Annotated in this window: 4 protein-coding genes and 1 pseudogene; 3 read left to right on the top strand and 2 right to left on the bottom strand. The window is 61.9% G+C overall.

The window, feature by feature from the left end; all coding sequences use genetic code 11:
* Both AB4Z11_RS22705 and AB4Z11_RS22700 read left to right on the top strand, forming a co-directional pair.
* Window positions 1-196, top strand: a pseudogene (locus tag AB4Z11_RS22705) (aldehyde dehydrogenase (NADP(+))); the annotation flags it as partial.
* Window positions 193-1,077: an SMP-30/gluconolactonase/LRE family protein gene (locus AB4Z11_RS22700; RefSeq protein WP_442027838.1), complete on the top strand. Its 885-nt coding sequence runs from the start codon at window positions 193-195 to the stop codon at window positions 1,075-1,077. The pseudogene AB4Z11_RS22705 and the gene AB4Z11_RS22700, both read left to right, overlap by 4 nt.
* Before the next feature lie 76 nt (window positions 1,078-1,153).
* Here the strand turns inward: AB4Z11_RS22700 and AB4Z11_RS22695 are convergent, their stop codons facing one another.
* Window positions 1,154-1,963 carry an NAD-dependent epimerase/dehydratase family protein gene (locus tag AB4Z11_RS22695; RefSeq protein WP_442027836.1) on the bottom strand — a complete coding sequence of 270 codons (810 nt, stop codon included), beginning with the start codon at window positions 1,961-1,963 and terminating at the stop codon, window positions 1,154-1,156.
* Between the two features lie 29 nt (window positions 1,964-1,992).
* Window positions 1,993-3,534, bottom strand: a complete 1,542-nt coding sequence (gene garD / locus AB4Z11_RS22690; protein ID WP_442027835.1) for a galactarate dehydratase — start codon at window positions 3,532-3,534, stop codon at window positions 1,993-1,995.
* 124 nt (window positions 3,535-3,658) lie between these two features.
* On the opposite strand from garD, the gene AB4Z11_RS22685 reads away from it, so the two are divergent.
* Window positions 3,659-5,079: MFS transporter (locus AB4Z11_RS22685; protein WP_442027833.1), on the top strand; the 1,421-nt coding region annotated here is incomplete at its 3' end.

The raw sequence follows: 5,079 nt of genomic DNA, 5'->3' as shown, positions 1-5,079 counted from the left end.
GGTGCATGGCGGTCCGTTCCCGTCCACTTCGGACAGCCGCACCACTTCGGTGGGTGCGACCGCGATCGACCGCTTCCTGCGTCCGGTCAGCTACCAGGACGTGCCGTCCTACCTGCTGCCGCAAGCGATTGCCGATAACAATCCGCTGAACGTGCCGCGCATCGTCAACGGCGAACTGCAGGCCAAGAAGGCATGACGGCCTTCGAGCGCGTCGGCGACCTGGTTTGCAGCGTGGGCGAAAGCCCGACGTGGAACGCAAGCGAGGGGGCTTTCTACTGGGTGGATATTCCGGCGCGCCGCATCTGGCGCTGGGATGCCTCCAGCGGCGCGCTGCGCAGCTGGGAGTCGCATGAAATGACTGCCTGCGTCGCCGCCAGAGAAGGCGGCGGCCTGATTGCAGGCATGGAGAGCGGCATCTTCAGCATCGCGCTGGGCGACGGCGCGCAAGCCGAAGCCACGTTGCTTGCCGCGCCCGATACGCTCGGTCCCGGCAAGCGCTTTAACGATGGCCGCACCGACCGCCAGGGCCGCTTCTGGTCCGGCACCATGTTCATGGACATGGCGGCGGCGCAGGCCATCGGCCAGCTGTATTGCTACGATGGTTCGCTGTCGCAGCCGGTCGTTTCGGGCCTCCTGACCCAGAACGGCCTTGCATGGTCGCCCGATGGCCGCACCATGTACCTCTCCGATTCCCACCCGAAGAGCCAGATGATCTGGGCCTTCGACTTCGATACGTCGACCGGCACACCGTCCAATCAGCGCGTGTTCGTGGACATGAAGGAATTTCCGGGGCGCCCTGACGGCGCGGCCATGGATGCCGATGGCTGTTACTGGATCTGCGGGAATGACGCGGGCTGCATCCTGCGTTTCACGCCGGAAGGCAAGCTGGATATGCGTATTGATGTGCCAATGACCAAGCCGTCGATGTGCGCGTTTGGCGGCGACGATCTGCGCACGCTGCTGGTCACTTCGATCGTGCCGGGCCAGCCTGCTGAAGGCGAACTGGCCGGAGCGGTGATTACGCTGCGCCCCGGTGTGCAGGGCGTCAGCGATACTCCCTTTAAACCAGCGGCGTAACCGATACTCTTTTAAACCAACGGCGTAACCCTGGTGTCAGCCACGATGTGGCTGACACCTGCTTCTGCCGTGGGTTTTAATCCTTATACGTCGGACCGTCGTTCACAAACTTCCCGCCTTGCCAGGTCGAATTCGGATCGCCTGCTGGCGGGTAGTCCGCGCTGTTAGGGAACAGGTGGTTGAACTGTTCCGAGCTGTCCTTCGGACGGAAGCCCATGTGCGCAGCCTTGCGGTTATCCCACCAGCTGCCCGGATTATTCGACGTCCCAAACAGAATGGTGTGTCCCACGCGCGGCGCGAACAGCGAGCAGCGCAGCGCTTCCACCAGGTCGTCGTAGGAAAGCCAGGTCACCAGCATGCGGGGATTGGCCGGCTCAGGGAAAGACGAACCAATGCGGATGCACACCGTCTCGATGCCCGTGCGGTCGTAGTAGTAGCGCGACAGCTGCTCGCCAAACACCTTGCTGATGCCGTAGAAGCTGTCCGGACGCGTCGGCGCGTCGGCGTCGATGTAGTCGGTCTGCTTGTAGAAGCCCACCGCGTGGTTCGAGCTGGCAAACACGATGCGCTTCACGCCATGCTTGTGCGCCGCCTCGTAGAGGTTGTAGGTGCCGCGGATATTCGCTTCAAGGATGTTCTCAAAAGTGTTCTCGGTCGAGATGCCCCCGAAGTGCAGAATCGCTTCCACGCCTTCCATCATCTTCAGCACGGCCGCCTTGTCCGCCAGGTCGCAGCGGATAATCTCTTCGCCTTCGCGCGCCTGGCCCATGTCGCCGATATCGCTCAGCACGACGGTATCCGCCCATGGCTTGATGCGGTCGCGCAGCACTTTGCCCAGGCCACCAGCGGCGCCAGTCAGCAGCAGACGTTTGAATGGTTTGCTCATTGCTCTTCCTATCAATTCAAATCAAATTCTCAGGTCACTGGCGCAGGATTAAAGAGCACCAGTGCATTTTGCAGTTTCCAGTGTTCGGCCCAGGTCTTGCGGCCGCTTGCCACTTCCAGCATCAGGTGGAACAGTTCCCAGCCGATGTCTTCAATCGTTGCGTCACCGCTGGCGATACGGCCGGCGTTGACGTCCATCAGGTCGTGCCAGCGGCGCGCCAGATCGTCGCGGGTAGCGACCTTGATCACGGGGCATTCCGCCAGGCCGTACGGTGTGCCGCGGCCCGTGGTGAAGATGTGCAGGTTCATGCCCGCAGCGAGTTGCAGCGTACCGCAAATAAAGTCGCTTGCGGGAGTGGCAGCGTAGATAAGGCCTTTCTGCTTCAGCTTTTCGCCCGGCGACAGCACGCCGGCAATCGGCGCCGAGCCGGACTTCACGATCGAGCCCATGGCCTTTTCCACGATGTTGGACAGGCCGCCCTTCTTGTTGCCGGGCGTGGTGTTGGCGCTACGGTCAACGCCGCCGCGCTTCAGGTATTCGTCGTACCAGGCCATCTCGCGGATCATGGCGTCGGCCACTTCCGGCGTCGCAGCGCGGGACGTCAGCTGGTCGATGCCATCGCGGACTTCGGTCACTTCCGAGAACATCACGGAAGCGCCGGCACGCACCAGCAGGTCGGTGGCAAAGCCCACGGCCGGATTGGCGGTCACGCCGGAGAAGGCGTCGCTGCCGCCGCACTGCACGCCGACCACCAGGTCGGAAGCAGGGCAGGTGACGCGCTGGCGCTTGTTCAGGATCTCCAGCTGGGACTCGGCCGTCTTCATGATGGAATCGATCATCGACATGAAGCCCACGTGCTGCTGGTCCTGCAGGCACACCACCGGCGGCTCGCCTTCCTTCATGATGGGGAAGGAGCCTTTCGGGAACAGGCGGGTTGGCTGCAGCTTCTCGCAACCGAGGCTGACCACCATGGCTTGTCCGCCAAAGTTGGGGTTCTTGCTGATGTTGTGCAGGGTGCGGATCGGCACCATGGCATTCGGCGCATCGATCGCCACGCCGCAGCCGTAGGTGTGTTCCAGGCCGACCACGTCATCCACATTCGGATAGCGCGGCAGCAGTTCGTTCTTGATGCGCTCAACGGCAAATTTCACCACGCCGGATACGCACTGTACGGTGGTCGTAATCGCCAGGATGTTGCGCGTGCCGACCGAGCCGTCTTCATTGCGGTAACCCTGGAAGGTGTACCCTTCAAGTGGCGGCAGTGGCGGTGGCAGGCGGTCGGATATGGGCAGGTTGGTCAGCTCGCGCGCGGCCGGCATTTCCACCAGCTGCTCGCTGACCCAGCTGCCACGGGCGATATCGCGCGCGGCGCGGCCGATGGTCACGTTGTAGCGGGTGATGGGCTGGCCTTGGGGGATGTCCACCAGCGCTACCTTGTGCCCCTGTGGTACGCCTTCCACTAGAGCCAGACCGTCGGGGAAAACGGTGCCGGCAGGAAGTCCGCCGTCATTGACCACGATGGCGACGTTGTCGTTCTCGTGCATGCGAATGCGGCGTGGGGTGAGAGTCATTTTTTGTCCTGCGCAATGAGGTTGTCTGATGACTGGCAGTATGGCAGAAGTTGGATCATCTGGCTAGTCCAAAACTGCAATTGGTCAGGCCAATTGATTATTTCTTGCGTTGGGGTGGTTTCGGTTGTACGATGACGTACAAGCTACCGTGGAGACCGGCAGCGTCAACGATTACACCTATATAAGTGACACCATGAACGAACAAGTGATTGGGAAGTTGGAGACCGCCGCCGACAAGGCCGCGCCCGTTGCACAGGCAGTCGGCAAGTACCGCTGGACCATCTGCGGTCTGCTGTTCTTCGCTACCACGGTCAATTACCTGGACCGCCAGGTTCTGAGCCTGCTGGCGCCTGATCTGTCCAAGGAATTCGGCTGGTCGAATACCGATTACGCCAATATCACGGCCGTCTTCCAGTTCGTTTATGCGATTTCCATGCTGTTTGCCGGCCGCGTGGTCGACCGCATGGGCACGCGCGCAGCGTTTGTGCTGGYGATCGTCATCTGGTCCCTGGGCGCGATCATGCATGCGATGGCAATTCCGCTGGGTGCGGGCATTGCTTCCATTCTCGGTGCGGTAGGCATTGCTGCGGTGCCGGTTTCGATTGCCGGCTTCATGCTCGCACGTGCTGTGCTGGCGATCGGCGAGTCGGGCAACTTCCCGGCCGCGATCAAGGCCACCGCGGAATACTTCCCGAAGAAGGAACGCTCCTTCGCTACCGGCATCTTCAACTCGGGCGCCAATGTGGGCGCCATTCTGGCGCCGCTGACCGTGCCGGTCATCGCCTTGTACTGGGGCTGGCAGGCGGCCTTCGTCATCATTGGCGCCATCGGTTTCCTGTGGATGATTGCGTGGCTGATCTTCTTCGATACGCCCGATCGCCAGAAGCGCATGTCCGCTGAGGAACTGGCTTATATCCGCAGCGATGCACCAGCCGCCAAGCCGGCCGCTGTGGGCGGCGCGAAGCTGAGCTGGATGCAGCTGCTGGGCTATCGCCAGACCTGGTCCTTCGTATTTGGCAAGTTCATGACGGACGGCGTGTGGTGGTTCTTCCTGTTCTGGCTTCCGAAGTATTTGTCCGCGCAGTACGGCATGGGCAAGGAAGACATCGTGCTGCCACTGGCCGTCTTGTACAGCATGACCATGGTCGGCAGTATCGGCGGCGGCTGGTTCCCGGCCTACTTCATGAAGCGCGGCGACAACGCTTACGACGGCCGTATGAAAGCCATGCTGGCAATCGCCTTCTTCCCGCTGGTGGTGCTGCTGGCGCAGCCGCTGGGCCACATCAGCTTCTGGCTTCCGGTGCTGCTGATCGGCGTGGGGGCGTCGGCGCACCAGGCGTGGTCGGCCAATATCTTCACCACGGTGTCGGACATGTTCCCGCAGCAGTCGGTGGCATCGGTGGTCGGCATTGGTGGTATGGCCGGCGGTATCGGCGGCGTGCTGATGTCCAAGATCGGCGGCTGGCTGTTCGACTACTACGGCGCGCTGGGCCAGATCTACACCGGCTATATGATCATGTTCGCGATCTGCGCGCTGGCCTATCT

The organism is Pseudoduganella sp. RAF53_2, from assembly GCF_052113985.1.
Classification (GTDB): Bacteria; Pseudomonadota; Gammaproteobacteria; order Burkholderiales; family Burkholderiaceae_D; genus Rugamonas.
This window is presented reverse-complemented; position numbering and strand designations above follow the sequence as displayed.

Coding starts and splice junctions, on each gene's coding strand:
- AB4Z11_RS22700 (WP_442027838.1), top strand. CDS start 193: ATGACGGCCTTCGAGCGCGTCGGCGACCTGGTTTGCAGCGTGGGCGAA.
- AB4Z11_RS22695 (WP_442027836.1), bottom strand. CDS start 1,963: ATGAGCAAACCATTCAAACGTCTGCTGCTGACTGGCGCCGCTGGTGGC.
- garD (WP_442027835.1), bottom strand. CDS start 3,534: ATGACTCTCACCCCACGCCGCATTCGCATGCACGAGAACGACAACGTC.